The following is a 26,094-nucleotide window of genomic DNA, read 5'->3' as shown; positions in this document are numbered from 1 at the left end:
GGTCACGCGCTTCTCCCGCCGAACAGGCCCGAGGGCCGGACGCTGAGGACCACGGCCATCAGCAGGTAGATCAGCATCGACGACAGGGCGGGCCCGGCCGCCGCGGCGGCCGACTTGCCGACCAGGACCTTGAGCAGATCGGGGGCGAAGGCGCGGCCGAGCGTGTCGACCAGGCCGACCACGAGGGCCGAGACGAACGCGCCCTTGATCGAGCCGATCCCGCCGATGACGACCACCACGAAGGCGACGATGAGGATGCGGTCGCCCATGGTCGGCTCGACCGAGACGAGCGGCCCCGCCATCGCCCCGGCGAGCCCGGCCAGCATCGCGCCGAAGGCGAAGACGACGAGGAACAGCCGGTCGATGTCGACGCCGAGCGCCGACACGGTCTCGGGGTGGGTCGAGCCCGCCCGCACCAGCATGCCGAGCCGCGTGCGATTGACCAGGTACCAGAGCAGCACGGCGACGGCGAGGCCGACGACCAGGATGACCAGCCGCCACACCGGGTAGTTCAGCCCCGGGAGCAGCGTGACCGAGCCCGCGAACACGGCCGGCGTCGGGAACGCCAGCGGGGCCGAGCCGAACAGGATGCGCACCAGCTCGGTGACGATCAGAATCACGCCGAAGGTTCCGAGCACCTGCTCGAGGTGGTCGCGGCGGGTGAGATGCCGGAACACCAGCACCTCCAGCACGAAGCCGAGCACCAGCGCGCCGACGAGCCCGAGCAGCAGGCCGGCCGCGAAGCTGCCGGTCCAGGCGGTCAGGACGGCGACCAGATAGGCGCCCAGCATGTACTGGACGCCGTGCGCCAAGTTGATGAAGTCCATCACGCCGAACACCAGCGTCAGCCCCGCCGCGACCAGGAACAGGATCACGCCGAGCTGGAGCCCGTTGAGGAGCTGGGAGACGAACAGAGCCGTGGTCATCGGGTCTCTCGTGCGCTGGAGGCGGACTCGACGCGCGGGTGCGTCACCCTCCGCTCATTCCGCGCGAGCGGGACTCCAGGGCCACGTCGCTCGGCACGTCGTGACGCCCCTGGGTCCCCGCTCGCGCGGGGACGAGCGGAGATCGGTCGGTGCGTCGTCGCGCCTCCGGCGCTGCGGCACCGTGTCGTCCCCTCACTTCAGCTTGCAGTCGCCCGCGTAAGCGTCCTTGGCCTTCTCGAAGACCTTCGTCTCGACCGCGGTGGCGAACTTGCCGTCCGGCCGCTTGACCGCCTTGACGACGTAGAAGTCCTGGATCGGGAAGCCGTTGGTGTTGAACGCGAAGGTGCCGCGGACCGACTTGAACGGCGCGGCCGCGAGTGCCTTGCGGAAGGCCTGCTTGTCGGAGACCTTGCCACCGGCTTGGCGCAGCGCGCCATCGATCAGCTTGGCGGCGTCGTAGCCCTGTGCGGCATAGAGCGACGGGACGACGCCGTACTCCTTCTCGTAGGCCGCGACGAAGGCCTTGTTCTCCGGCGTGTCGATGCTCGGGGCCCACTCGGCGCCGGACAGCAACCCCACCGCGGCGTCCTGGGTGGCCGGCAGGGTCGTCTCGTCGACCGTGAAGGCCGACAGGAACGGCACCTTTCCGGCCAGCCCGGCCTGGGCGAACTGCTTGGTCAGGTTGACGCCCATGCCGCCAGGCATGAAGGTGAACAGGGCGTCCGGATTCGCCGCGGCGATCTTGGCGAGCTCGGCCGAGAAGTCGAGCTGGCCGAGCTGGGTGAAGATCTCCTCCACCACCTCGCCCTTGAAGTGGCGCTTGAAGCCGGCCATCGAATCCTTGCCGGCCTGGTAGTTCGGGGTCATCAGGACGACGCGCTTGTAGCCCTTGTCCTGGGCATACTTGCCCATGACCTCGTGGTTCTGGTCGTTCTGGTACGAGGCCGAGAAGAAGAACGGCGAGCAGCCCTTGCCGGCCAGCGGCGACGGGCCGGCATTGCCGGAGATCAGGAAGGTCTCGCTCTCCAGCACCGGCTTCTGGATCGCCATCATGACGTTGGAGAACACCACCCCGGCGACGAGATCGACCTTGTCGCGGTCGAGCAGTGCCCGCACCTTGGTCACCGCGACGTCGGGCTTGAGCTCGTCGTCGACGACGATCACCTCGACCGGCTGGCCGCCGAGCTTGCCGCCCAATTCCTTCACGGCGAGCTGGAAGCCGTCGCGCATGTGTACGCCGAGCGGGGCCGACGGGCCCGACAGCGTCGAGACGAAGCCGATCTTCAACGGATCGGCGACGGCGCTCGCCGGCAGCACGGTCGCGCCCGGCAGGAGGGCGACGGCAGCGGCGAGAAGAATTCTGTTCGGGACGGACGGCATCGCGGGCGGCATCGTGTCGTTCCTTCGATCGTTGCGGGGGCTCGGCCCCTGCCCCGGGGCTCTGTTCGGTGGAAGAGGCGCGGCTTCCCGATGTCCCGACCGGCGGCCTCGCGGGTCGGCGCAGCGCCCGTAACAAGCTCATACCTGAAATGTTTATGTGTCAAGCATAATGGACCGACACGTCTCGCCCAATATTTGCGCAACGCAGCAAATCCTTCGATAGCCACGGTACACCCAGCGTCACCCAGCTGCGGCGGAGCGGCTGGCCGGACGGACGCGCGGCGCCGCTCGGGCCCGTGCGGAGTCGCATCACGGCTTGACACCGTCCGTCGCGCGACAATATTTTAGACATAAAGCATATTGCCGAGACCGATCGAGGACACTCCATGCGCATCGTCTGCATCGGCGGCGGCCCGGCGGGGCTCTATTTCGGTCTCCTGATGAAGAAGCTGCATCCCGCCCACACGGTGACGGTGATCGAGCGCAACCGCCCCTACGACACGTTCGGCTGGGGCGTCGTCTTCTCCGACGCGACCATGGCGGCGATGCGCCGCTGGGACCCCGAGACCGCGGCCGAGATCGAGAACGCCTTCAATCACTGGGACGACATCGAGGTCTGGTTCAAGGGGACGCGCCAGCGTACCACCGGACACGGCTTCGTCGGCATCGGCCGCAAGCAGCTCCTCAACATTCTGCAGCGACGCTGCGAGGCTCTCGGCGTGGAGCTCGTCTTTGAGCAAGAGGTGGACAGCGACCTCGAGTTCCCCGACGCCGACCTGATCGTCGCCTCGGACGGCTTCAACTCGAAGATTCGCGCCGGTCACGCGGAGGCGTTCGAGCCCGATCTCGTCGTGCGACCGAACCGCTACATCTGGCTCGGCACGAAGAAGCTCTACGACGCCTTCACGTTCGACTTCCGCAAGACCGAGCACGGCTGGTTCCAGGCCCACATCTACAAGTTCGACGCCGAGACCTCGACCTTCATCGTCGAGACCACCGAGGAGACCTACAAGGCGCACGGCCTGGACCGGCTCGACCAGGACGGCTCGATCGCATTCTGCGAAGAGCTGTTCGAGGAGGTGCTCGACGGCGCCCGGCTGATGACCAATGCGCGGCATCTGCGCGGCTCGGCCTGGCTGAACTTCAACCGCCTGATCTGCGGCCGCTGGAGCCTGTTCAACGGCCGCAGCCACGTGGTGCTGATGGGCGACGCCGCCCACACGGCGCATTTCGCCATCGGCTCCGGCACCAAGCTCGCCATCGACGACGCGATCGAGCTGGCGCGCCAGTTCGAGGCCCACGGCCACGCCGCCGAGAACATTCCGACCGTGCTGGACCGCTACGAAGAGATCCGCCGCGTCGACGTCGCCCGCATCCAGAACGCGGCCCGCAACGCCATGGAGTGGTTCGAGGTAGTCGGCCGGCGCTACGCCGACAGCCTGGAGCCCGAGCAGTTCATGTACTCGATGCTGACGCGCTCGCAGCGCATCAGCCACGAGAACCTCCGCCTGCGCGACAAGGCGTGGCTCGAAGGCTACGAGCGCTGGTTCGCGACCCGCGCCGGCGTCCCGGCACGCACGAACGAGCGCGTGCTGCCGCCGATGCTCACGCCGTTCACGGCGCGTGGCGTCACCCTGCCGAACCGCATCGTCGTCTCGCCGATGGCGATGTACTCGGCGACCGACGGGCTGATCGGGGACTTCCATCTCGTGCATCTCGGCGCCCGCGCCATGGGCGGCGCCGGGCTCGTCTTCGCAGAGATGACCTGCGTGTCGCCGGACGCCCGCATCACGCCCGGCTGCCTCGGCCTGTGGAACGAGGCCCAGGCCGCGGGGTGGAGGCGGTTCGTCGAGTTCGTCCACGCCAACAGCGACGCCAAGGCCGCCTGCCAGCTCGGCCACGCCGGCCGCAAGGGCGCGACCAAGCTCGCCTGGGAGGGCATCGACCAGCCGCTCGACCAGGGTGGCTGGGCGCTGATCTCCGCCTCCGCCCTGCCCTATCTGCCCGGCGGCCGCGTGCCGAAGGCGATGGACCGCGCCGACATGGACCGCGTGCTGGCCGACTTCGTCGCCGCGACGGAACGCGCGGCCGCCGCGGGCGTCGACTGGCTCGAGCTGCACTGCGCGCACGGCTACCTGCTGTCGAGCTTCCTCTCGCCGCTCACCAACCGCCGCGACGACGCCTACGGCGGCTCGCACGAGAACCGGGCCCGCTTTCCGCTGGAGGTGTTCCGCGCCATCCGGGCGGCGTGGCCGCAGGACCGGCCGATCTCTGTGCGGCTGTCCTGTCACGACTGGGTCGAGGGCGGCAACACGCCGGACGATGCGGCGGTCTTCGCCGGCCTGTTCAAGGAGGCCGGCGCCGATCTGATCGACTGCTCGTCCGGCCAGGTGTCGAAGGACGAGAAGCCGGTCTACGGCCGCCTGTTCCAGACGCCGTTCTCCGACAAGATCCGCAACGAGGTCGGCATCCCCACCATCGCGGTCGGGGCGATCTCGGAGGCCGACCACGCCAACGCGATCATCGCGGCCGGCCGCGCCGACCTCTGCGCCATCGCCCGTCCGCATCTCGCCGATCCGGCCTGGACCCTGCACGAGGCGGCGAAGATCGGCATCCGGTCGGTCCCCTGGCCGAAGCCCTACCGCTCCGCCAAGGCACAGTACGAGGCGAACCTGGAGCGCGCCGCGGCGCAGTGAGTGTCATGAGCATCACCTGCGATCTCGCCGGCCGGCACGCCCTCGTCACCGGCGCCGGCTCGGGCATCGGCGCGGCGATCGCGCGCCGGCTCGGTGCCGCCGGAGCCCGGGTGACGCTCGCCGGCCGCCGCGCGGCGCCGCTGCACGCCGTCGCGGCGGACCTGCCCGCCGGCGCCGCGACCGTGGTGGCGGACTGCGACGTCACCGATCCGAGGGCGATCGCCCGCGGTGTCGCGGCAGCGCGCGAAAATTTCGGGCCGATCGGCATCCTGATCAACAACGCCGGCGCCGTGGAGTCGGCCCCTTTCGGAAAGATGTCCCACGAGTCGTGGCAGCGGACCATCGCGGTCGACCTCGGCTCGGTGTTCCTGGTCACCCAGGCGGTGCTGCCGGACGTGACGGCCGCGGGGGGCGCCGGCCGCATCGTCAACGTCGCCTCCACGGCAGGGCTGACCGGCTACCGCTACGTCGCCGCCTATTGCGCGGCCAAGCACGGCGTCGTCGGCCTGACGCGGGCGCTGGCCCTGGAGCTGGCGCCGACCGGCGTCACGGTGAACGCGGTGTGCCCGGGCTTCACCGACACGCCGCTCGCCCGCGCCGCCATTGCGACCATCATGGAAAAGACCGGCCGCAGCGAGGCCGAGGCGATCACCGGGATGACGGCCGGCAATCCGCAGGCCCGGCTCGTCGCGCCCGAGGAAGTCGCCGACACGGTGCTGTGGCTGGTGTCGCCCGGTGCGTCTTCGATCAACGGGCAGGCGATCGCGATCGCCGGCGGCGAGGTGATGACGGGATGAGCGAGACCCAGGCCGGCATGGCGGGCATGAAGCGCGCCTTCAAGGACCGCCGCCCGACCCATTTCGAGATGGCGACGAGCCCGGACGGGCGCGTCGCGACGATCCGGCTGAACCGCCCGGAGCGCAAGAACCCACTGACCTTCGAGAGCTATGCCGAGCTGCGCGACCTGTTCCGCGAGCTCGTCCACGCCTCCGACGTGCGCGCCGTGGTGCTGACCGGGGCCGGCGGCAACTTCTGCTCCGGCGGCGACGTGTTCGAGATCATCGAGCCGCTCACCCGGATGGCGATGCCGGAGCTGCTCGCCTTCACCCGGATGACCGGCGATCTCGTCCGCGCCATGCGGCGCTGCCCGCAGCCGATCGTCGCCGCCGTGGACGGCATCTGCGCCGGTGCCGGCGCCATCCTGGCGATGGCCTCGGATCTGCGCCTCGCCACACCCGAGGCGAAGACGGCCTTCCTGTTCACCCGGGTGGGGCTCGCCGGCGCCGACATGGGCGCCTGCGGAATCTTGCCGCGCATCATCGGCCAGGGCCGCGCCGCCGAGCTCCTCTACACGGGCCGCGCCATGAGTGCCGCCGAGGGGCATGCCTGGGGCTTCTACAACGCGCTGCATCCGTCCGCCGACCTGGGAGCGAAGGCCGCCGAGCTCGCCCGCTCGCTCGCCGACGGGCCGTGGTTCGCCCACGGCATCACCAAGACGATGCTGAACCAGGAATGGGCGATGGGCCTCGACGAGCTGATCGAGTCCGAGGCGCAGGCCCAGGCGATCTGCATGGCCACCGGCGACTTCCGCCGCGCCTTCGAGGCATTTGCGGCCAAGCGCAAGCCCGTGTTCGAGGGGAACTGACGTGAGCCCCCCCGCCGCAGGACCGACGCGCGATCCTCTCGACTGGCCCTTCTTCGGGCCCGAGCATCGCGCCCATGCGGAGCGGCTCGATACCTTCGTGGCGGAGGGCGGGCTCGCTGGCCTCGACCATGCCGACGTCGACGGCACCTGCCGGAGGCTCGCGGCACGGCTCGGCGAAGCCGGCCTGCTCGACGCCGCCGTCCCGGAGCCGCATCAGGACGGCGACGCGATCTCGTCGCGAAAGCTCTGCCTCGCCCGCGAGACGCTGGCCTGGCACGACGGGCTCGCCGACTTCGCCTTCGCCATGCAGGGTCTCGGCACGGGCGCCGTCGCGCTCGCGGGCTCCGATGCGCTCAAGCGCGCCGTGCTGCCCAAGGTGCGCCGCGGCGAGTGGCTCGCCGCTTTCGCACTGTCGGAGCGCGACGCCGGCTCCGACGTGGCGGCGATGAGCTGCGCGGCACGGCCGGACGGCGACGGCTATGTGCTCGACGGCGAGAAGACCTGGATCTCCAACGGCGGCATCGCCGGCGTCTACACGGTGTTCGCCCGCAGCGGCGAGCGGCCGGGCACCCGCGGCATCTCGGCCTTCGTGGTGTTCCCGGACGATCCCGGCTTTTCCGTCACCGAGCGGATCGAGGTGATCGCGCCGCATCCGCTGGCGACCATCCGGTTCGACAACTGCCGCATCCCGGCGTCGCGAAGGCTCGGCGCGCCCGGCGAGGGCTTCAAGATCGCCATGCGGACCCTCGACATCTTCCGGGCATCCGTCGCCGCGGCGGCACTCGGTTTCGCGCGACGGGCATTGGACGAGGCGCTCAGCCATGCGCCGAACCGGCGCATGCTCGGCGGCACGCTCGCCGACCTGCAGCTCACGCAGGGCGCACTCGGCGACATGGCGACCGGCATCGACGCGGCGGCGCTCCTGACCTACCGGGCGGCCTGGCGGCGCGACGTGCAGGGCCTGCCGACAACGCGCGAGGCCGCCATGGCGAAGATGACGGCGACCGAGACGGCCCAGGCGGTGATCGACCGCGCCGTGCAGATGTTCGGCGGCCGCGGCGTGCGCTCCGGCGAGACGGTCGAGCGGCTCTATCGCGAGATCCGCGCGCTGCGCATCTACGAGGGCGCGACCGAGGTCCAGAAGCTCATCGTCGCCCGCGAGCTCCTGAAGGCGAGCGCGAGGGCTCCGGCATGATCGGCGCGATCCCCGTTCGTCCCCGGTCCGACCGCTCCGGCGTCGCGTGCTGAGGTGGTCATGGCGTTCACGATCTCCCGACGACTCGGCTTCGGCGACTGCGATCCCGCCGGGATCGCCTTCTATCCGGCCTATATGCGCCTGCTGGTCGACGTGACCGAGGCGATGTTCGGCGACTTCGGCGCGCCCTGGCCGGCGATGGTCCGTGACCGCCGTCTCGGCGTGCCGACCGTCAAGCTCGACGTCGATTTCACGGCACCGGCCTTCCACGGCGAGACGCTCGACTTCGCCGTCGGGGTGGCGGCGCTCGGACGCTCTTCGGTCGACCTGCGGCACCGCGTCGCCGTCGGCGATCGGACCGTGTGGACGGCCCGGCAGGTGCTGGTCGCGACCAGCCTCGACACCCATCGGGCGGTCGCGTGGCCCGACGACATCCGCGCCGGCCTCGCCGCGCATCTGGAGAAGACCCATGCACCAGATCCTGCAGCCTGAGGGCTGGGCCAGGCCGGTCGGCTACGCCAACGGGATTCTCGCCCGCGGCCGCCAGATCCATGTCGGCGGCCAGATCGGCTGGACGCCCCATCAGGTGTTCGAGTCGGACGATCTGGTGGACCAGGTCCGGCAGACGCTGCGCAATGTCGTCGCCGTCCTGCGCGCCGGCGGCGCCGAGCCGGCCCATATCGTCTCGATGACCTGGTACTTCGTCGACAAGCAGGACTATCTCGCCCGCCTGAAGGAGATCGGCGCCGTCTATCGCGAGGAGATCGGCCGGCATTATCCGGCCATGGCCGCCGTGCAGGTCGCCGCCCTGATGGAGGACCGCGCCAAGGTCGAGATCCAGGCGACCGCCGTCGTCCCGGAGTGAGCGGCGTCACGGCGGCGTCGTCGCGCCCCGCCGCGGCGGCCGCTGGTCCGCGACGCGCCTCGCGGGCGCGTCACGCCACGAGGGCGGACGCCGTCGAAAGGCCGGCCGGGCTCACCCGGCCTTGGCGAGGCGGAGCTGGAAACGCTGGATCTTGCCCGTCGACGTCTTGGGCAGCGCGTCGACGAAGCGGATGGCGCGCGGATACTTGTAGGGCGCGATGGTCGCCTTCACGTGGTTCTGCAGCGCCAGCACCAGCGCCGCATCGGGCGTGCGGCCCGGCGCCGGCACCACGTAGGCGGTGACGATCTGGCCGCGCTCCTCGTCCGGCAGGCCGACCACGGCGCACTCGGCGACGGCGTCGTGGGCGAGCAGCGCCGCCTCCACCTCGGGGCCGGCGATGTTGTAGCCGGCCGAGACGATCATGTCGTCGCTGCGCGCCGCGAAGTGGAAATAGCCCTCCTCGTCCTGGACGAAGGAATCGCCGGTGAGGTTCCAGCCGACCTTGACGTAGTCGGCCTGGCGCGGATCGTCGAGATAGCGGCAGCCGGTCGGGCCGCGCACCGCGAGCCGTCCGACCGTGCCGCGCGGCACCTCGTTCATCGCATCGTCGACCACCCGGGCCTCGTAGCCCGGCACCGGCCGGCCGGTGCAGCCGGGGCCGCGATCGTCGAGCGTGTTGGAGACGAACACGTGCAGCATCTCGGTCGAGCCGATGCCGTCGAGGATCGGCGTGCCGGTGCGCTTCGTCCACGCCTCGTAGACGGGCGCCGGCAGCGTCTCGCCGGCCGACACGGCGAGCCGCAGCGAGGAGAGGTCGGCGCCGCCGTCGAGCGCCGACAGCATGGCGCGATAGGCGGTCGGCGCCGTGAAGCAGACGGTCGCCTTGTAGGTCTCGATGATCTTCACGAGGTTCGGCGGGGTCGCGGTCTCGAGCAGCGCCGCGGCGGCGCCGAAGCGCAGCGGGAACACGACGAGGCCGCCGAGCCCGAACGTGAAGGCGATCGGCGGCGAGCCGACGAACACGTCGTCGGGCACGACCTGCAGCACGTGCTTCGCGTAGGTGTCGGCGATCGCCAGGATGTCGCGATGGAAGTGCATGGTCGCCTTGGGCACGCCGGTGGTGCCCGACGTGAACCCTAGCAGGGCGACGTCGTCGCGGCCGGTCGGCGGCGCGTCGAAGCGGACCGGCTTGTCGAGCGCGGCGCGGTCGAGCTCGGCGTCGTGGTTGGCGGTGCCGTCGAAGCCGATCACGGCCTTCAGGAACCGGCTCTCCTTGGCACAGGCGACGAGGTCGTCGAGGATGCGGGTGTCGCACAGCGCGTGCGAGATCTCGGCCTTGTCGACGATCTTGGCGAGCTCGCCGGCACGCAGCATCGGCATGGTGTTGACCGCCACGGCGCCGACCTTGGTGGCCGCCAGCCAGCAGGCGATCATGGCGGGATTGTTGGCCGACCGGATCAGCACGCGGTTGCCCGGCACGACGCCGTAGTCCTCGACCAGCGCGCGGGCGAGCCGGTTGGTCCAGTCGGCGAGCTCCTTGTAGGTGCGGCGGCGGCCGTGGCCGATCAGCGCCACGCGGTCGCCGAAGCCGCGCTCGACCATCCGGTCGGTCAGCTCGACGGCGGCGTTGATGCGCTCGGGATAGTCGAGGGCGCCCTGCGGCATCGCGGGCCAGGCGTCCGGCGGCGGCAGCCGATCCCGCGTGAAGGTGTCGACATGGACCGACGGACCCAGCATCTGCTCGCCCTCTCGCGGTGACGATCGGCGCCACGGCTCCCGCTCCGCGCGCCGGGGCGTGCGGCGGTTCGGCCGTTCAGCCGCGTTCAGGCTCTCACAGGCTCCATTATCGTTCAAGCATAAAATATCTGCACGTAAAGCAATGAGAATCTCGCGCATTCGTCATCGTCTTTGGAGGCGAAGAACACGTTGGCGCACCAGAATTTCCCTGCCCTGCCCCGGTGCCGGGACGAGCCCTGGAAGCACCGGACGGACGAAGGCACCACCGGCGATCTGCCGCGTGTTACCGCGGCCCCTGCCGCGGAACCGGGCGCAGCGGATACATTTGACATATGAAAAGTCGCGATGCTGTGATAATCAGCTCGTCATGACAGATTCCCGTGTCGACGATGTCGAGGCGCTCGTGCGCGACGAGCCGGCGGGCTCGAAGATGGAGCTGCGGCTCTGGCTCCGTCTGCTGTCGTGCTCCAATCTGATCAGTGCGGAGATCCGCCGCCGGCTGCGCGCAGATTTCGACGTGACTTTGCCGCGCTTCGACGTGATGGCGCAACTGCACCGCGAGCCGAACGGCCTGCGGCTCGGCGATCTGTCGCGTCGCATGATGGTGACCAACGGCAACATCACCGGGCTGATCGACCGGCTGGTCGAGGAGGGTCTGGTGGTGCGCGAGGCCGACCCCGACGACCGCCGCGCCATCACGGTGCGGCTCACCCGGGCCGGCGCGACCATGTTCCGCATGATGGCGACCGCGCACGAGGCATGGATTCACGAGCTGTTCGGCGGCCTGCGGCCGAAAGCGGTCGAGCGTCTGCTCGACGACCTGCAGGGCCTGAAGCTCTCCGCCGTTGCCGGGCTGCGGAGCGCCGACGCCGACTGACCCGTCTCAGGCGACGCGCCGGCCAGCGAGACCGCCGCCCGTGAAGGCGAGCGCACGCAAGAGCTCCCAGCCGGCCCCGGCGCCGAGCGCGCCCAGCATGGTCAGATAGAGCACCCACGGCTTCGGGCCCTCCGGCGCCTCGGGCTCGGGCTGCCGTTCGAGCCGCATGCCGGTGACCGTGGCCGGAGTCTCCGCCGCGGTCTCGGGTGCCGCATCGCTCGCCGTCTCCGGCGGGGGGGCCGCGAGCAGGCCGAAGCCGGCCGCCTTGGCGGCGACGAAGTCGGCGAATTTCTGGTTCTCGACCAGCAGGTCGCGGCTCTCGGCGATCTCCCGATGGGTCTCGACGAGGCGCTTCACCACCTCCTCGGGCGCGTCCCAGTAGCCCTTGCGGACCGCCTCCAGCATGCGCTCGCTGATCTGGGCGAGTGCCGCCGGGTGGTCCTTCATGAACCAGTCCTTCAGTCCGAGCGCGTGCTTGTCGGCGACGTAGACGTCGTGGAACTCCTGCCACTGGTCGGCCCGCACGCTACCCGGGTCCATCACGGACCAGCCCCAGAAGTTGTTGACGCCCTCCAGCATCCGGTTGGCGCCGGCATAGCCCTCGTTCATCAGCGCTGCGACGTAGCGCGGGTGGAAGTTGCGGCTGCGCAGCTCGGTGCTCATGAACTGCGCCACCGACTGGTTCTTCGCGTCGCGCGGATTGCGCAGATCGCTGATCACGAGATCGGGCGAGCGTCCGTCGAGCTGGCGGACCGCCAGCGCGAGGCCGCCCAGATACTCGAACGGGTGGTCGATCGACACGACCCCGTGGGCGTTGGAGGAGCGCGACAGCACGGCCGCCTTGGTGCCCTTCAGGGCCTCGGCGAACAGGCCCAGCTCGTCGATCCTGACGTTGCGGGTGTCGGGATCGGTGCCGAAGGCATAGCCCATGCGCGACAGATAAGTTTTCGCCAGCGTCGCCTCGTCGTCCCAGGATCCCGAGGCGAGCGTCGCCTCCGGCAGGTTGGTGCCGTAGACGCCCGACTCGTTGCCGAACAGGCGGACGCGGGCGAGGCGCGCGGCGCGCTCCGGCGCGATCCCCTTGCCGACCAACATATCGGCGATGCGGCGGCCGGCGGCGACGAGCGGGTTATCGGGCTCGTCGAGCGCCGAGACCTTGTCGACGGCGCCCTGCAGCAGGGCCGCGAGCTCCGGCAGGTTGTCGCGGTAGAGGCCGGTGATCGACAGCACCGTGTCGATGCGTGGCCGCCCGAGCGCCTCACGCGGCACCACCTCGACCCCGGTCACGTCGCCGCGCTGGTTCCACACCGGGCGGACGCCGAGGAGGCGCATCACCTGCGCCTCCATCACGCCGAAATGGTTCAGCGTCTCGGTCTGCCACAGCGAGAAAGCGATCTTGTCGGGCCAGGTGCCGTGCTTCGTCCGGTAGTCCTCGACCAGGGCGTCGGCGAGCTTGCCGCCGGCCTCCCAGGCCGCCTTGGTCGGGATTTTTCGCGCATCGAAGCCGTAGATGTTGCGGCCGGTCGGCACCGCCTCGGGATTGCGCAGCGGGTCGTTGCCGGTGGAGGGCGGCACGAAGCGCCCCGACAGCGCCTTGACGAAGCTCGCCATCTCCATCGGTTGCGTGATGTTGGCCCAGTGCCGCCGCGCCTCGTCGAGGAACGGCCGCACCGCCTCGGAAAATTCCGCGAGGTCGGCGCCCTCCACCACGGCGCGGCGCAGCGCCATGAACGCCTCCTCGCTCTGCAGCTTCTCGTAGGGCTCGGCCAGAACCTCGGCCGGATCCTTGCCCCAGGCCTTCAGATAGTCGGGGCCCAAGATCTGCAGCACGGTCGAGAGTGTCTTTTCGGCATCGGCGACGCGGCCGAAGGTGTGCAGCCCGAGCGGCTGCGGCATGGCGCCGACCGTGTGCAGATGCCGGTGCACCTTGTCGAGGAAGCCGTCGACGTCGCGCGCTGCATCCTCCGCCGTCACGCCGATGTCGCGGGTGATGCCGAGCACGTCGGCCTGCTCGATCACCTGCCGGCGCTGCGCGTCGCGCACCGCGCCCTCGGCGCCGCCCGCCGCCTGATGCAGCAGCTCGTGGAACGCGGCGAACTCGCCGTAGAGGCCGGACGGCGCGAAGGGCGGCGTGTTGTGCGACACCGTGACGGCGCGGCCGCGCCGGCGCGCGATGATGGCCTCGCCCACATTCGCGGTCGTGTAGGGATAGATCACCGGGACGTTGCCGATGGTGGTCTGGGTGTCGTCGGAGACGGCCGGCGCGCGCTCCTTGCCGGGCGCCCATTCCTGCGTGCCGTGGGTGCCGAGATGCACGACCGCGTCGGCCGCCATCTGCCTCGTCACCCCGAGATAGACGGCCCGGTAGGCGTGGTGCAGAGGTCGCTTCTTGTCATGGGTGATGTCGTCCTCCTGGTCGCGCCGGGCACCGCGGAGCGGCTGCGGCAGGATCACGAGCTTGCCGATCTTCCAGCGCGGCACGACGAAGTCGATGCGGTCACCGTCCCGTAACGTCAGGTAGGTGTCGTCCGGCTTGCCCCACGCGGCTTCGGTGGCGGCGCGCCTCTCGGCCGGCAGGCCCGCCAGGAACGCCTCGTACTCGGCGAGCGGGAGGCGCTCGGCAAGCCCGTCGGCGAGGAGCGCGCGCAGCTCGCGATCGTCCTTGGTGCGGTAGTAGGGCCGGATCAGGCGCTTCATCGTGGCGATCACGGTCGCCTCGTCGACGGCCGGGGCGTCGTAGCCCTCGCGGCGCAGCGCCGCGACGATCTCCACGATGCTGGCCGGCACGTTCAGATAGGAGGCCGAAAAGTTCTCCTCGCCGGCCGGGCTGTTCCACACGAAGATCGCCACCGTCTTCTCGGCGTTCGGCTTGCGATGCAGCGCCGCCTGGCCGAGTGCGCGGGCGACCAGCGCGTCGGCCTGGGCCGGGATGGCGGCGAGCTTCTCGTCGCTGTGCCGGCGCGCCGTGACCAGCGTCGGATCGATGCGGCCGGCGGCCTCGGCGAGCGAGTAGAACACCCCCTGCAGACGCACCGGATAGGCGTCGTCCTTGCGCCAGTCCTCCTCGTAGCCCTCGGTGTAGGGCAGCACCTGGATCACCGGCCGGTCGAGCGCCGTCATCCACTCGCGCTGCTCGTCGACATTGGTGTAGACGCCGGTGAAGGAGACCAGCGCGTCCGGCACGGTGCGGCCGTCCTGCTGGAGGAGCGGCAGCGTCCTGCGGCCGTTGTTCGGATCCCAGAACGGCAGCGCCACCGCGCCGGCCTTCTCGATTCGCCGGATCACGTCGTCGACATGGTCTGTCGTGTTGTTGACCAGCTCCGAGCGGTGCAGGCCGACGCCGATGATGGGCTGCTCCGGCCGCGGTGCCCGCCAGGCGAGGAAGTCGGCGAGCGTCTCGAACACGCGCTGCGGGGCATCGGGGTGATAGATGGCGATCTCCGGCAGCAGCACGGGAGCGGCGGCGGCCGGACCCGGCCGGCCGAACAGGTCGACCCGTACATAGTCGAGGAGCGCGCGGACATTCGCCTCCCCGCCGTTGGTCCAGTAGGCGTGGATGCGCGCGGCCGCCTCGGCCGACAGGCCGCGGGTGAGGTCGGGCCGCCGCCACATCAGGCCGCCCCACACCTTGCCGGGAAACGCCGCGAGCGGCGCCTTCAGGCGCGCCACCATCGGCACGAAGGTGGTCTCCATCACCCAGTCGAGCAGCACGAGGTCGCGTCCGCGCAGAGCCTCGGCGACGGCTGCGTCGTCGAGCTTGTCGACCATCACGTAGTCGAGCGTCAGGCCGCGCTCGCGGGCGAGCGCCTCCATCAGCCGCCCCTTGCCCGGATTGGACGGAAACGGTGCCAGCACCACGATCGACAGCGGCGCCGCGGAAAGCACCGCCCGATCCTGGGCCGCGGCGGGACGGGCGAACTGCAGTCCGGCCGTCACGGCAACGGCCAGCGCGAGCAGGAGACGGCCGAGCCGCATGGCGCTCATCCTCCGCGACCTCAATTGAAGGTCTTGCTGAACCCGACATAGAAGGCACGACCGGCGCCGGCATAGACGAACGGCGTGCCGCCCGGCGTCGTCGGCGCGTCGGCCGAGCGCAGGAGCGGGGCAAAATCGCTCACATAGGCCTCGTCGGTGAGGTTGCGGCCCTCGGCCCACAGCGTCCACGACCTGTCGGGCGCCTTCCAGCCGATGCGGGCGCCGTAGAGGGTCGAGGCCGGCACCACGAAGGCGTCGCCGCCCGAGTTGTCGAACGTGGTCCAGCGCTCGCCGACGAAGCGGATGTTGCCGGCGACGAAGAAGCCGGCCGGATGCCGATAGCCGAGCTCGGCGTAGGCCTGGTGGCGCGGGGTGAGCGGAAGCTGCGCGTCGCCGAAGGTCGGATCGTCGACGAAGCGCGAGTCGATATAGGTGTAGACCATGTCGAGATAGACGTGGTCCTGCGACGCCAGCACGTCGACGATGGGGCGCGTCTTGAACCCGGCTTCGATGCCGGTGCGACGAGTCTTGTCGACGTTGAAGGCGACGAGGCTGTTGGCGTTGCTGCAGGCGAACTGTCCGCGCAGCTGTGCTCGCTGGGCGGGCGTGAAGCTCGCCAGCGGGATGAAGTTGAGGGCGCAGGCCGACAGGATCTCGTCGTTCAGCCGCATGTCGTAGACGGCGACGTCGTAGCGGAAGCGGTCCCAGCCGCCGCGCACGCCGAGCTCGATCGTCCAGGCGCGCTGCATCGCGAGATCGTCGATCATGTTCAGGGTGCCGGGCCGCATGCCGTTGACAGTCTGCTGCAGCGTCAGCAGCGAGCTGATGTCGCCGGCGTTCGGCACCTCTGTGCTGCGCGCGTAGTTGGCGTAGACGAAGTGCTCCGGCACGTACTCCCAGTTCACCCCGAACTTCGGATTGAAGGCGGAGAACTCGCGCTCGTAGTTGCGCAGGCCGTTCGACGAGCCCGGCCCGACGCCGATGCCGAGCGCCGGGCTCGCCTCGGTTCCGGACGCGATCTTCGGGCCTGAATAGCTGTCATGGTAGTTGCGGTCGGTCCAGAACGCCTGCGCGCCGGTGAACAGCTTCACGCGCGGCATCACCTCGACCGCCGCCTCGCCGTAGCCCTCGTGGAACCAGGCGTGGAAGGCGTCGTCGTAGACGAGCGACGCCTTGGTGGAGCCGGACGAGCCCTTGGCCCACTGATAGGTCTTGTAGCTCGCGTCCTCGTAGGTCGGCCGATAGCCGAACACCAGCTCGGTCGGGCGGCCGATCAGCTCGTTGCGGTTCTCCACCCGCAGCGAGACGCCGTAGTCCGTCCAGGTCACATCCTGGATGCCGGCCGCCGTGCTCGGCAGATGGTCGAAGGCGGAGCGCAGGAAGTAGGGGGCGATCTCGACCGAGGTCGTGTCGGACCGGATCACGGTCTTGTTGACGACCCGCTGATATTCGTAGTTCGCCCGCAGGTCGTAGGGAAACGAGGTCTTGCTCGGATCGAAGCCGGACTGGCGGTAGAGGGAGAGCTGGCTCAGCGGAACCGCGGTCGGCAGCTCCTGCAGGTTCTTGCCGACCGCCACATAGGTGCGGTTCTCGATCGCTTCGGTCGGCTGCCAGCCGAAATTTCCACTGAAGCGCGGCGCGTAGTTGCGCGAGTGGAGCTCGTAGCCGCTGTCGAAATGGTCGTTGACCTGGAAGTACCAGTCGTACTTGTCCTTGAAGCCGCCGAGCTCGATCTGGCTCTCGCGGAAATTGTTGCTGCCGACCGCGGTGGAAATGGTCGCGCCCGGTGCAGTGCGGCCTGTCTTGGAGACGAGATTGATGGCGCCGCCGGTGGCGAGGGCGCCGTAGCGCAGGCTGCTCGCGCCGCGATAGACCTCGATGTAGTCGGTCGCCTTCAGATCCAGGAGCGGCAGCGTGACGCCGGTGACGAGGCGGCCGAGCGGCACGCCGTCGGCGAAGGCGCGCACGCCGCGGCCGCCGCGGGGGCCGGCCTGCGACGTGTCGCTGCCGCGGATCGAGATCGAGCCCTGGCTGTTCTCGCCGCCGCGCTGGCCGATCAGCACGCCCGGCACCTCGTCGAGCACCTGACGCAGGTTGGACCGCGTCCCTGGGTCCTGCTGCGTCACCGAGACGACCGACTCGGCGCCGGGGCGCCGCAGCGCGCGGCGCGCCTGCACGGCGAAGGGCGGCGGATTGACCTGGACGGGCCCCTCGGCCGTCGCCGGACCGGGCGCCACCGCCGTGGCCGGTGCTCCGGCGGATGAGCCCCGGCCGCTGCCGGAGCGTGCCGGCGCCGGGCTCCGCCGCGGCACCGTGACGACCACGGTCTCGAGCAGCACCGGCTCGCTCGCGCTCGCGGCTCCGGAGACGGGCGCCGCCGGCAATGGATCGGCCGTCTGGGCGACAGCGACGCACGGCAGCAGCGCCGCGACGGTGGACAGCAGGACAGCCCTCGACAGGGACGCGCTGTGGTGACGCATGAAGGTCCTCAGGGTGACGGCGATGGCGAAACGGGACGGCCGGGCGCAGCAGCGCCACGCGACGTGGGCGTGGGCACGGTCCGAGGCGGCGGGGATGCGGGGGCGCCGGGCGACGCGGTCTCGGGCACGTAGACGAAGGAGCCGTCCTTCAGCCGGTACGCGATGCCGGCCCGCACGCCTTCGCCGCTGCCGATCTGCTGCGTGGACGTGTAGGTCTCGATCTTCTCGCCGTCCTTGACGACGATCTGCATGTCCGGCCGGCCCGGGTTCTTCACCGCGACCGCCGTCTCTGAAGCGAACGGATTGAGCGGGTTGACGGCGATGATCATCATCAGCGCGCCGATCATCACCAGGAACACATCGACGAGATTGACCACCGAGAGGATCGGGTCGAGCTCCTCGTCCTCCTCCAGGATGCGCAGCGTCATGGCCTTGCCTCGATACGCCGCTTCACCGCGACCAGCTCCTCGGCGCACCAGCGCCGCCGCACCGAGGCGATCCAGAAGCACAGGCAGGCGGCGGCGAGCGCCAGCACCACGGCGGCGAAGGCCGAGCGCAAGAGCTCGCTCATCTGCGCGACGTCGTTGCGGGTGAGCGCGACCAGCGCCGGACCCATCGGGATCAGGGTGGCGATGAGCCCGAGCATCGGCGTCACCCGGGTCGCCACCCGGATCAGCTCGAGCTGCCGCATGGCGGCGACGTCGAGCTCGTCGAGCGTCAGCGACGGATCCTCGGCAAAGCGCCGCGCCAGCGGATAGCCGCCTCCGAGCGCGCCGAAGCCCTGCATGGGTGGGGTGCGGAAGCCGCGACGGCCGCGCAGCCGAAGGGCCCATTGCACGATCAGCCGGCCACTCTCGAACAGCGAGAGGACGAAGAGAAGCTGGATGGCGAGCTGGACGGGGGTGAGAAGCAGCTCGGAGAGCTGCATGAAGACGGACATTCGCGACTCCGCCGGGTCCCCGCCCGACCGCGTGCGCGGCCTGTGCTCTACAGCGGGGGCCCGATCATTAATAAATGTTATATCATTTCGTTTGCGACCGTATTGCAACGGTCTAATCCCCTGTCCCGTCGGTTCCGGTCCGGGTGTTGCGCCCCTGCACCAGCCCCGGTGACCGGCGCCGGACGACGGCGGCCGCCTGCAGCGGCCACCGTGATCGCCGAGGGGTTCTCGCCGGGTATCTCGCCGCGGCGGGCCGGGCGAACGCGCGAGGCCGCGCCCGGCGTCGCTCAAGCGGCCCGCTGTGCGCCCCAGGCCGGAAACGGATCGGGCAGGATCTCCCAGACGTCCGGCACGAAGTTCTCGGTCTCGACAAGGCAACGCTCGAGCATGGCGGAGATCCGCGCGCGGTTCATGGTGCCGAGCGTGCCGATGAACACCAGCTCCTGCCGGCGATCGCCGAAGACCGGATCCATCCGACCCCGCATGCGCTCCAGCGCCTCGCCGTCGGACGGCCAGTGCTTGCGCGGCACCGCCGCCCACCACAGGCCGAGGCCGCGGGTCGCCACCATGGCGCCGGCGAGGCTGAACTCGCCCGCCCAGTCGGGGCGCGTCGCCAGCCAGAAGTGCCCCTTGGCCCGGATCACGCCGGGGAGCGGCGTCTGCAGGAACTCGTCGAAACGCTCCGGCACGAACGGCCGGCGCGCCCGCCAGACGAAGCTGGTGATGCCGTACTCGGCGTCCTCGGGCACGTGATCGGCGTGGCCGTAGAGCTCCTTGAACCACAGCGGATGCTGATGCGCGCGCGTGAAGTCGAACAGTCCGGTATCGAAGATCGCCTCGGGGGCGACGCGGCCGTGGTCGGCCTCGATCAGCCGCGCATCGGGATTGAGGGCCCGCACGATGTTGCGCGCCGCCTCGCGTTGCGCCGAGGTGGCGTCCGAGACCTTGTTCATCACCACCACGTCGGCGAACTCGATCTGCTCGACGAGCAGGTTGACGAGCGTGCGCTCGTCGTCCTCACCCGCAGTCTCGCCGCGGTCGGACAGAAAGTCGGTGGAGGAATAGTCCTTGAGCAGGTGAATGGTGTCGACCACCGTGACCATGGTGTCGAGCCGGGCCACGTCTGACAGGCTCTCACCCGCCTCGTCGCGGAACTCGAAGGTCGCCGCGACGGGCAGCGGCTCGGAGACGCCGGTGCTCTCGATCAGCAGATAGTCGAAACGTCCCTCGGCGGAGAGCCGCCGCACCTCGCGCAGCAGATCGTCGCGCAGCGTGCAGCAGATGCAGCCGTTGGTAAGCTCGACCAGCTTCTCCTCGGCCCGGCTGAGGGTCGCCCCCTCGCGGACCAGGTCGGCGTCGATGTTCACCTCGGACATGTCGTTGACGATGACCGCCACCCGGCGGCCCTCGCGATTGTTGAGGACATGGTTGAGCAGCGTGGTCTTGCCGGCCCCGAGGAAGCCGGACAGGACCGTGACGGGGAGACGCGTGTCGGTCATGGGGCATCTGCAATGTTATATCGTTTCTTTTCTTTAGCGCAATTGCCTCTCCGACACAAGCCGTGCCCCTGATCTCCGCCCTTCGGTCGCGGCGCGGAGGGGGACGACCTCCGCGCGGACCCACTGCCGGGGCCTGAATCCCGGGGCCAAAAACGAGAAGGCCCGCCGTCGGTCGACGGCAGGCCTTCGCAATCGCTCGCGCTGCGGCGCGCCGGAGCCGAACGCGTCAGATCGCGTCCTTGAGCTCCTTGGCGGCCCGGAAGGCGATCTTCTTGCTCGCCTTGATCTTGATCGCCTCGCCGGTGGCCGGGTTGCGGCCCATGCGGGCGGCCCGCTTCTTCACCTGGAGGATGCCGAGGCCGCTGATGCGGATGCGATCGCCCTTCTTCAGGTGCTTGGTCACGAGGCCGATCATGTCGCTGAGGATCGCCTCGGACTGCTTCTTCGCGAGCTCGTGGTTTCCGGCGATCGTCGCCGCGAGATGCTTCAGCGTCACGGTCGCCTGGGCAGGCTTGGACGTAGCGGCTTTCGCCATCGGGATTGCTCCTCGTCACTGTGCTTACAAGTCTCGCCCCAATTATCCGATTCGCGGATCGAGGCCACGCGCAAAGTACCGCGCGGCACGCGTGTTTCCACCGCCGCGACGGCGCCGCCGGGGGCTCGCGGCGCCGCCCGGGTCCGTGGCATAAGGCTTCGTCACCCCACCGCGACGGCGTACGAAGGGGATCGGAGTGTCAGAGGAGCGAGCACCGGCGGACGAAATCGCTCGCCTGGAAGACGAGATCGAGCGGCTGAGCGACATCGCCGAGGGCTGCCGCAAGATCGTCATGGCGGCTCGCGCGGCGATCGGGCTCGGCGGGCTCGCCCTCGCCGGCGCGCTGCTGGGGCTGTGGCGCGGCGATGCCCCGGTGCTGGTCGGGGCCATCACGGCGATCCTGGGCGGCATCGTCGTGTCCGGCTCGAACACGGCGACGCGGCGCCAGAGCCTCGCCGCCGCCGCGCGGGCCGAGGCCCGCCGGGCGGCGCTGATCGGCGCAATGCCACTCACGCTGGTGCCGTCGCCGGAGATCGAGCCGCCCGCCGGCGGCTGGTGACATCGTCACAGACGAACGCCCCCGGCTGCATTACAAGACCCGGACCGCCGGACGACTGGAACGAGTTTTGCTGCGATCCGGAGAGGTCCGGAGAGACACCACGATGAGCGACACCACCGCCGAAGCCGCCCCGCAGGTGACGGCTCGCCGCCTCGAGCACTTTCCCGTCAGCTTCTTCGCGACCGTGATGGGCACGGCTGGGCTGGCGATCGCGACGCACCGGCTCGAGCTCCTGCTCGGCGCCCGTCCCGTCGCGAGCCTGGTGCTCGGAGGATTGGCCTCCGGCCTGTTCGTGACGGTCGCCGGTCTCTACGCGATCAAGCTCGCCCGCCACCGCGAGGCCGTCGTCGCCGAATGGCATCATCCGGTCCGCCTGAGCTTCTTTCCGACCATCAGCATCTCGCTGCTGCTGTTGTCGCTGATCGCGCTGCCGCTCGACCCGCGGCTCGCCGACGGCTTCTGGATGGTCGGCGCCGCCCTGCACCTGACCTTCAGCCTCGTGATTCTCTCGACCTGGATCGGGCATCGTCCGTTCGAGCCGCCGCACCTCAATCCGGCCTGGTTCATCCCGGCGGTCGGCAACATCATCGTCCCGCTCGCCGGGGTGCCGCTCGGCCATGTCGAGGTGAGCTGGTTCTTCTTCTCCTTCGGCGTGATGTTCTGGATCGTGCTGCTCACCCTGGTGTTCAACCGGCTGGTCTTCCACAATCCGCTGCCGGATCGCCTGCTTCCGACGCTGATGATCCTGGTGGCGCCGCCGGCGGTCGGCTTCCTCGCCTACGCCAAGCTGAATGGGGGCGCCCTCGACGGCTTCGGCCGGCTGTTCTTCTATGCCGGGCTCGGACTGTTCCTCCTGGTCGCGACCAAGATCGGCCAGATGGCTCGCATCCGATTCGCGCTCTCCTGGTGGGCCTACTCGTTCCCGATCGCGGCCCTGACCACGGCCGCCTCGGTGTACGCCGACGCGCTCGGCCGCCCCCCCGCGGCGACCGGCCTCTTCGTCGCCCTCTACGGCGTGCTCGCCGTGGTGATCGCCATCCTGGTGGTGGCGACGGTCCGGGCGATCGCGGCCGGCGCGATCTGCCAGCCGGAGCACTGACCTCGCCCTTCCCGCCCGCGCCCGCGGCGAGTCCCGCGTCCGGCCCCCCGGGGCCGGGCGCGGGATGCCGTCCCGTCCGGGCGCTCGACGGCCACGGCGCAGGCAAAAATATCCGGGAAATTTGCGCTGGCTCAGGAAATCGCCCCTTGGCTCGTCTTCGATGGTTCGTTCGTACCATCACACAGCCGTGTTCCGGCCCAGGGGAGCGCCCATGCGGACCTCCGTCACCCATCCTTTGCTCATCGGTGCCGTCCAGCCGGGCGCCGGCCTCGGCCGCATCGGGATCACGTTCTGCCCCGGCAAGAAGGACGCCGAGTCGGTCACGGGCGAGTGGTTCCGGGACCTCGCCGTCGACCTCGACGCCATCCGCGACTGGGGCGCCGCCGCCCTGGTGACGCTGATCGAGCCGCGCGAGATGGAGGACCTCGATGTCTCCCGGCTCGGGCCGGAGACCGAGGATCGGCACATGAGCTGGTTCCACCTGCCGATCGCCGACGTCTCGGTGCCCGACGTGCGCTTCGAGCGCGAGTGGCTCCGGGTCGGCGAGGCGCTGCGCGGACTGCTGCGGCGCGGCTTCGACATCGTCGTCCACGGCCGCGGCGGGCTCGGCCGCGCCGGCACCATCGCGGCGCGCCTGATGATCGAGCTCGGCGTCGCGCCGGACGAGGCGATCCGGGCGGTGCGGGGCGCGCGGCCAGGCGCGATCGCGACCGTCGAGCAGGAGCGCTTCGTGCGCGCCCAGCGGCATGCCGCGGAGGCGAAGCCGGGCATCGACGAGCAGGCCGTGCAACGCCGCGCCATCGGCGCCCTGGTCGGCCTCGCGGTCGGCGATGCGATCGGCACCACGCTGGAGTTCGAGGTGCGCGACACCTTTCCCCGCATCACCGACATGGTCGGCGGCGGGCCGTTCCGGCTGGCGCCGGGGCAGTGGACCGACGACACCGCGATGGCCCTCGCCCTCGCCGACAGCCTCCTGGAGCGCGGCCGTCTCGACGAGGCCGACCTGATGCGGCGCTTCGAGGCGTGGTACCGGACCGGCCGCTACTCCTGCACGGGCATCTGCTTCGACATCGGCAACGCCACCCGCGAAGCGATCGAGACCTGGCAGCGCAGCGGCGATCCACTCGCCGGCTCGCCGTCGCCCGAGATCGCCGGCAACGGCTCGCTGATGCGCCTCTCTCCGGTGGCCATCCGCTGGTGGAACGAGCCCGCCACCCTGGAGACGGCCGCCCGCGGCCAGAGCCAGACCACCCACGCCTCGCCGGCGACGCTGGATGCCTGCGCGGCCTTCGCGGCCATGCTGGCCGACGCCATCGCGGGCGCCCCGCCCTCGGTCGTGTTCCGGCCCCGCGGCGACGGCCTGGTCGGTCCGATCGCGGCCGTGATGAACGGCTCGTGGCGGGGCGAGACGCGCCACGTCATCCGCTCCACCGGCTACGTGGCCCATACGCTGGAGGCGGCGATCTGGAGCGTCGCCCGCAGTCACGATTTCCGCAGCGCCGTGCTCACCGCCGCCAATCTCGGCTACGACGCCGACACCACGGCGGCGGTCGCCGGCCAACTCGCCGGCGCGCTCTACGGCGTCGACGGCATCCCGTCGGACTGGCGGGAGAAGCTCGCCTGGGGCGACGAGATCGAGCGCCGGTCGGCCGCCCTGCACGAGCATTCGATCCGCGCACCGTCGGCGACCGTCACGCGCCTCGATCAGGCGTCTGGACGCCGCGGCCAGTAGAGGGTCCGATCGACCCCGCCGGTCAGGCGCGGTCGACCACCGGGACCGCCTCCATCAGCACGGCGGTGCGGCCCGGAAACACCCAGGCCCCGTCGGCGGCGAGCGGCGAGCGCGCGCCGTCGCCGCCATAGGCCGCGTCCTCGCTCGACCACAGCATCCGCCAGTCGCGGCCGGGTGGCGGGGCCAGCAGCGGCTCCGGGACGATTCGCGGCGCCACCTCGCGCCCGACATTGACGATCAGGAGGCGGTCGGCGCTCGCGACGGCGCCTCCGCAGAAGAAGCGTACCAGGAAGGCATCATCGGACAGCACGGCCCCGTCGAGGCGCTCGTAGGTCGACAACCCGGGATCGGCGCGGCGGAGCGTGATCAGGTCGCGATGCAGCGCCAGCGCCTGCGCATTGCGGTCGCGCTCGGCCCAGTCGAGCCGGCTTTTCTCGAAGGTCTCCGGCGCCCCGGGCCGGTCCGTCTCGACCGCGGCGACGCTCGGAAACTGCATCAGGAACGCGCGCCGGCCGGTCTGCACGGCCGCGGCCAGATCGGGCTTGTGGTCGGCGAAGTACAGGAACGGGGTCGACGAGAAGAACTCCTGGCCCTGAAACAGCATCGGCGTGCCGGGCCCGAGCAGCAGCAGCGCCGTCAGAACGCGCAGTCGCGCCACGTCGGCGAGATCGACCATCCGCCGGCCGAAGGCCGAGTTCGCCACCTGGTCGTGGTTCTCGAGAAACGTGATGCGCTGGTGCGACGGCAGGTCGAGGGAGGGCATGCCGCGCGGCTTCTTCTGCCAGGTCGAGCGCTGCCCCTGGTAGAGAAAGCCGTGCTTGACGCAGGCGAGCAGTTCGCGCGCCGAGCCCGTGTAGTCGGAGTAGTAGGCCTCGGCCCGACCGGTCAGCGCGACATGCGCGGTGTGGTGCAGGTCCTCGTGCCAGACGCCGTCGAGCCCGTCGCCGCCCTGCTCGCGCGGGCGCACCAGCCGGGCCTCCTGCCGCTCGTTCTCGGCGACGACGAGGACGCTGCGCCCCCCCGCCGCCGTCCGCGCCGCCGCCGTCAGCTCGGCGACGATACTGATCTCGGAGGCGTCGAAGATCTGCTGGGTCGCGTCGAGCCGCAGCCCGTCGAGGTGAAACTCGCGCACCCAGTAGGCGGCGTTCTCGCGGACGAACTCGCGCACCGGTGCGGCACCCGGGCCGTCGAAGTTGATCGCGTCGCCCCACTCGTTGTCGTAGCGGCCGGTCAGGTAGGTCTTCGAGAAGCAGGGCAGATAGTTCGCGTCCGGCCCGAAGTGGTTGTAGACGACGTCCATGATGACCCCGAGGCCGAGCCCGTGCGCCGTGTCGACGAAGGCGCGCAGGTCGTCCGGCGTACCGTAGAGCCGGGTCGGCGCGAACAGATCGACGCCGTCGTAGCCCCAGCCAAAGCGGCCGGGAAACTCGGCGACCGGCATCAGTTCGATCACCGTGATGCCGACCTCCTTCAGCAGCGGCAGTTTTGCCGACGCCGCCGCATACGTCCCCTCGGCCGTGAAGGTGCCGATGTGGATCTCGGTGATCACGTGGGGATCGCCGCCGCGCACGCCGCGCCAGGCTTCGTCGCGCCATCGATAGGCGGATGGATCGACGACGCAGGAGAGGCCGTGCGGTCCGTCCGGCTGCGAGCGCGAGGCGGGATCCGGCAGCGGCGTCTCGTGACCATCGAGGCGGAAGCCGTAGCGCGATCCGACCCGCGCGTCGGTGACGAACGCCGAGCGATAGCCGCCGTCCTCGGCCGCGAGCTCGTGGGCGATGCCGTCGACCACCAGGACGATCGTGTCGGGCAGCGGCGCCCAGACGCGGAAATGAACGCCGCCGCCCGGTTGCGGCTCGGCGCCGATCGGCATGGCGCGGAGAGCGGCCGCGGCGGTGCCTCGTGCCGGTGAGAAGAGTGATTGTGCCAAGATCCGACCGCCCGTGCCGAGAGG

The 26,094-nt window shown here is 70.3% G+C and carries 20 protein-coding genes; 10 read left to right on the top strand and 10 right to left on the bottom strand.

From position 1 onward, the window contains the following. Positions 1 to 2: 2 nt before the first annotated feature. Together J2S22_RS15450 and J2S22_RS15445 are read right to left on the bottom strand one after the other, a co-directional pair. Entirely contained in the window at positions 3 to 926 is a 924-nt protein-coding gene (locus tag J2S22_RS15450) for a branched-chain amino acid ABC transporter permease (protein WP_272775558.1), read from the bottom strand. Positions 927 to 1,118: 192 nt separating this feature from the next. After that, positions 1,119 to 2,306: an ABC transporter substrate-binding protein gene (locus J2S22_RS15445; protein ID WP_272775557.1), complete on the bottom strand. Its 1,188-nt coding sequence runs from the start codon at positions 2,304 to 2,306 to the stop codon at positions 1,119 to 1,121. Positions 2,307 to 2,692: 386 nt separating this feature from the next. Here J2S22_RS15445 and J2S22_RS15440 point away from each other — a divergent pair, with 386 nt between their 5' ends. The 6 genes from J2S22_RS15440 to J2S22_RS15415 are packed head-to-tail and all read left to right on the top strand — an operon-like array spanning position 2,693 to position 8,707. Next, positions 2,693 to 5,002, top strand: coding sequence for a bifunctional salicylyl-CoA 5-hydroxylase/oxidoreductase (locus J2S22_RS15440; RefSeq protein WP_272775556.1), 2,310 nt, complete (start codon positions 2,693 to 2,695; stop codon positions 5,000 to 5,002). A gap of 5 nt (positions 5,003 to 5,007) precedes the next feature. After that, positions 5,008 to 5,799: an SDR family NAD(P)-dependent oxidoreductase gene (locus J2S22_RS15435; protein WP_272775555.1), complete on the top strand. Its 792-nt coding sequence runs from the start codon at positions 5,008 to 5,010 to the stop codon at positions 5,797 to 5,799. Continuing rightward, positions 5,796 to 6,647: an enoyl-CoA hydratase family protein gene (locus J2S22_RS15430; protein ID WP_370878213.1), complete on the top strand. Its 852-nt coding sequence runs from the start codon at positions 5,796 to 5,798 to the stop codon at positions 6,645 to 6,647. Before J2S22_RS15435 ends, J2S22_RS15430 begins: the two co-directional genes overlap by 4 nt. Before the next feature lies 1 nt (position 6,648). After that, positions 6,649 to 7,842 carry an acyl-CoA dehydrogenase family protein gene (locus J2S22_RS15425; RefSeq protein WP_272775554.1) on the top strand — a complete coding sequence of 398 codons (1,194 nt, stop codon included), beginning with the start codon at positions 6,649 to 6,651 and terminating at the stop codon, positions 7,840 to 7,842. Positions 7,843 to 7,902: 60 nt separating this feature from the next. Beyond that, positions 7,903 to 8,334 (top strand): acyl-CoA thioesterase, encoded by a 432-nt coding sequence (locus J2S22_RS15420; RefSeq protein ID WP_272775553.1) that lies wholly within the window; start codon positions 7,903 to 7,905, stop codon positions 8,332 to 8,334. Further along, positions 8,312 to 8,707: a RidA family protein gene (locus J2S22_RS15415; protein ID WP_272775552.1), complete on the top strand. Its 396-nt coding sequence runs from the start codon at positions 8,312 to 8,314 to the stop codon at positions 8,705 to 8,707. Before J2S22_RS15420 ends, J2S22_RS15415 begins: the two co-directional genes overlap by 23 nt. Positions 8,708 to 8,818: 111 nt before the next feature. Here the strand turns inward: J2S22_RS15415 and J2S22_RS15410 are convergent, their stop codons facing one another. Next, entirely contained in the window at positions 8,819 to 10,444 is a 1,626-nt protein-coding gene (locus J2S22_RS15410; protein WP_272775551.1) for an AMP-binding protein, read from the bottom strand. A gap of 367 nt (positions 10,445 to 10,811) precedes the next feature. Here J2S22_RS15410 and J2S22_RS15405 point away from each other — a divergent pair, with 367 nt between their 5' ends. Next, the gene (locus tag J2S22_RS15405; RefSeq protein ID WP_272775550.1) at positions 10,812 to 11,321 is read left to right on the top strand and encodes a MarR family winged helix-turn-helix transcriptional regulator; all 510 of its coding nucleotides are present in this window, start codon (positions 10,812 to 10,814) and stop codon (positions 11,319 to 11,321) included. 6 nt (positions 11,322 to 11,327) lie between these two features. On the opposite strand, the gene cobN is transcribed toward J2S22_RS15405, so the two are convergent. From cobN to J2S22_RS15375, 6 genes are all read right to left on the bottom strand, one after another. Continuing rightward, positions 11,328 to 15,296 (bottom strand): cobaltochelatase subunit CobN, encoded by a 3,969-nt coding sequence (cobN, locus tag J2S22_RS15400; protein WP_272775549.1) that lies wholly within the window; start codon positions 15,294 to 15,296, stop codon positions 11,328 to 11,330. Between the two features lie 20 nt (positions 15,297 to 15,316). Next, complete coding sequence (locus J2S22_RS15395; protein ID WP_272775548.1) at positions 15,317 to 17,776, bottom strand: TonB-dependent receptor family protein; 2,460 nt, start codon at positions 17,774 to 17,776, stop codon at positions 15,317 to 15,319. An 8-nt stretch (positions 17,777 to 17,784) separates the two neighbouring features. Further along, positions 17,785 to 18,204, bottom strand: coding sequence for a DUF2149 domain-containing protein (locus tag J2S22_RS15390; protein WP_272775547.1), 420 nt, complete (start codon positions 18,202 to 18,204; stop codon positions 17,785 to 17,787). Further along, on the bottom strand, positions 18,201 to 18,716 hold the full coding sequence (locus J2S22_RS15385) for a MotA/TolQ/ExbB proton channel family protein (protein WP_272775546.1): 516 nt from the start codon (positions 18,714 to 18,716) through the stop codon (positions 18,201 to 18,203). Before J2S22_RS15385 ends, J2S22_RS15390 begins: the two co-directional genes overlap by 4 nt. A gap of 287 nt (positions 18,717 to 19,003) precedes the next feature. Continuing rightward, positions 19,004 to 20,215: a GTP-binding protein gene (locus J2S22_RS15380; RefSeq protein WP_272775545.1), complete on the bottom strand. Its 1,212-nt coding sequence runs from the start codon at positions 20,213 to 20,215 to the stop codon at positions 19,004 to 19,006. Between the two features lie 226 nt (positions 20,216 to 20,441). Next, positions 20,442 to 20,750: an HU family DNA-binding protein gene (locus tag J2S22_RS15375; protein ID WP_272775544.1), complete on the bottom strand. Its 309-nt coding sequence runs from the start codon at positions 20,748 to 20,750 to the stop codon at positions 20,442 to 20,444. 196 nt (positions 20,751 to 20,946) lie between these two features. Here J2S22_RS15375 and J2S22_RS15370 point away from each other — a divergent pair, with 196 nt between their 5' ends. The 3 genes from J2S22_RS15370 to J2S22_RS15360 all read left to right on the top strand — a co-directional run bounded on the left by J2S22_RS15370 (position 20,947) and on the right by J2S22_RS15360 (position 24,140). Continuing rightward, positions 20,947 to 21,309: a hypothetical protein gene (locus tag J2S22_RS15370; RefSeq protein WP_272775543.1), complete on the top strand. Its 363-nt coding sequence runs from the start codon at positions 20,947 to 20,949 to the stop codon at positions 21,307 to 21,309. A gap of 103 nt (positions 21,310 to 21,412) precedes the next feature. Then, positions 21,413 to 22,408, top strand: coding sequence for an SLAC1 anion channel family protein (locus J2S22_RS15365; protein ID WP_272775542.1), 996 nt, complete (start codon positions 21,413 to 21,415; stop codon positions 22,406 to 22,408). A 211-nt stretch (positions 22,409 to 22,619) separates the two neighbouring features. Next, a complete protein-coding gene (locus J2S22_RS15360; RefSeq protein ID WP_272775541.1) occupies positions 22,620 to 24,140 on the top strand; it encodes an ADP-ribosylglycohydrolase family protein in 1,521 nt (506 codons plus the stop codon). 22 nt (positions 24,141 to 24,162) lie between these two features. On the opposite strand, the gene treZ is transcribed toward J2S22_RS15360, so the two are convergent. Continuing rightward, complete coding sequence (gene treZ, locus J2S22_RS15355; protein WP_307155845.1) at positions 24,163 to 26,070, bottom strand: malto-oligosyltrehalose trehalohydrolase; 1,908 nt, start codon at positions 26,068 to 26,070, stop codon at positions 24,163 to 24,165. Positions 26,071 to 26,094: the final 24 nt, after the last annotated feature.

Origin of the sequence: Rhodoplanes tepidamans (assembly GCF_030813915.1) — a bacterium.
GTDB lineage: Bacteria > Pseudomonadota > Alphaproteobacteria > Rhizobiales > Xanthobacteraceae > Rhodoplanes > Rhodoplanes tepidamans.
Note: the sequence above shows the minus strand (reverse complement) of the source record. Positions and strands in the feature narration are given on the sequence as shown.

Coding starts and splice junctions, on each gene's coding strand:
- J2S22_RS15380 (WP_272775545.1), bottom strand. CDS start 20,215: ATGACCGACACGCGTCTCCCCGTCACGGTCCTGTCCGGCTTCCTCGGG.
- J2S22_RS15360 (WP_272775541.1), top strand. CDS start 22,620: ATGCGGACCTCCGTCACCCATCCTTTGCTCATCGGTGCCGTCCAGCCG.
- J2S22_RS15405 (WP_272775550.1), top strand. CDS start 10,812: ATGACAGATTCCCGTGTCGACGATGTCGAGGCGCTCGTGCGCGACGAG.
- J2S22_RS15410 (WP_272775551.1), bottom strand. CDS start 10,444: ATGCTGGGTCCGTCGGTCCATGTCGACACCTTCACGCGGGATCGGCTG.
- J2S22_RS15450 (WP_272775558.1), bottom strand. CDS start 926: ATGACCACGGCTCTGTTCGTCTCCCAGCTCCTCAACGGGCTCCAGCTC.
- J2S22_RS15385 (WP_272775546.1), bottom strand. CDS start 18,716: ATGTCCGTCTTCATGCAGCTCTCCGAGCTGCTTCTCACCCCCGTCCAG.
- J2S22_RS15415 (WP_272775552.1), top strand. CDS start 8,312: ATGCACCAGATCCTGCAGCCTGAGGGCTGGGCCAGGCCGGTCGGCTAC.
- J2S22_RS15440 (WP_272775556.1), top strand. CDS start 2,693: ATGCGCATCGTCTGCATCGGCGGCGGCCCGGCGGGGCTCTATTTCGGT.
- J2S22_RS15395 (WP_272775548.1), bottom strand. CDS start 17,776: ATGCGTCACCACAGCGCGTCCCTGTCGAGGGCTGTCCTGCTGTCCACC.
- cobN (WP_272775549.1), bottom strand. CDS start 15,296: ATGCGGCTCGGCCGTCTCCTGCTCGCGCTGGCCGTTGCCGTGACGGCC.
- J2S22_RS15430 (WP_370878213.1), top strand. CDS start 5,796: ATGAGCGAGACCCAGGCCGGCATGGCGGGCATGAAGCGCGCCTTCAAG.
- J2S22_RS15365 (WP_272775542.1), top strand. CDS start 21,413: ATGAGCGACACCACCGCCGAAGCCGCCCCGCAGGTGACGGCTCGCCGC.
- J2S22_RS15390 (WP_272775547.1), bottom strand. CDS start 18,204: ATGACGCTGCGCATCCTGGAGGAGGACGAGGAGCTCGACCCGATCCTC.
- J2S22_RS15420 (WP_272775553.1), top strand. CDS start 7,903: ATGGCGTTCACGATCTCCCGACGACTCGGCTTCGGCGACTGCGATCCC.
- J2S22_RS15445 (WP_272775557.1), bottom strand. CDS start 2,306: ATGCCGTCCGTCCCGAACAGAATTCTTCTCGCCGCTGCCGTCGCCCTC.
- J2S22_RS15435 (WP_272775555.1), top strand. CDS start 5,008: ATGAGCATCACCTGCGATCTCGCCGGCCGGCACGCCCTCGTCACCGGC.
- J2S22_RS15375 (WP_272775544.1), bottom strand. CDS start 20,750: ATGGCGAAAGCCGCTACGTCCAAGCCTGCCCAGGCGACCGTGACGCTG.